This window comes from Carboxylicivirga taeanensis (genome assembly GCF_051851475.1).
Taxonomy (GTDB): Bacteria; Bacteroidota; Bacteroidia; order Bacteroidales; family Marinilabiliaceae; genus Carboxylicivirga; species Carboxylicivirga taeanensis.
In genome coordinates this window covers 1-544 of sequence record NZ_JBPUSJ010000124.1, presented here as the reverse complement: position 1 = coordinate 544, position 544 = coordinate 1, and the positions used below count along the sequence as shown (strand labels likewise).

Annotated in this window: 1 protein-coding gene; it reads right to left on the bottom strand. The window is 45.8% G+C overall.

The genetic code is table 11. The annotated features are described in order from the left end of the window. Positions 1-350: 350 nt before the first annotated feature. Positions 351-544: hypothetical protein (locus ACSX1H_RS19525; protein ID WP_439185940.1), on the bottom strand; the 194-nt coding region annotated here is incomplete at its 5' end.

The window sequence follows — 544 nt, the reverse complement described above, 5'->3', positions numbered from 1 at the left end:
TGTAAGTGTTCCCTTGCCTTCATCAAAAGGCGTTAAGACAATCAGGAATCAGAGCGTTAAGAAAGAAAAGCTGTTTGAGCGCAGCGAGTTCTTTTCTTTTAGCGGCGAGTGCTGATTGTTAGCCATTCTGATGTTAGCAACGGCCCTTCTTGTTTACTTCTTCTGGCTGTAGAGAAGAAGTAAAAGCCTCTGCGGCTCGAGCAGAAAGAAGCTGTATATTGCCCTCATGCCGGGTGGCATTTCCATTTTTTTAGAAAAAACGGAAACCAAAAAATCGCATCGCTCAAGGGGAGTGCTGCACACCGTTGCTGAGAATCGGCTTCAGGCTTCCCCTTTTGCAAAGGTCGCCATTACGCATTCTCAGCCACTCTCCCTAACGCGCGATTGCTTCGAAACGCTGTTTCGAGTGGAGTTTGAACAAAGCGCTTATGAATGGTTGTTTGCACTGTGACCTCAGCAATGCAGATAGGGCACCCACTGTAATAAGTGGAAGAAAGCAAAATTTGATACCATCCTGTAAATCCTTTAAATTTTGCCTGGAACG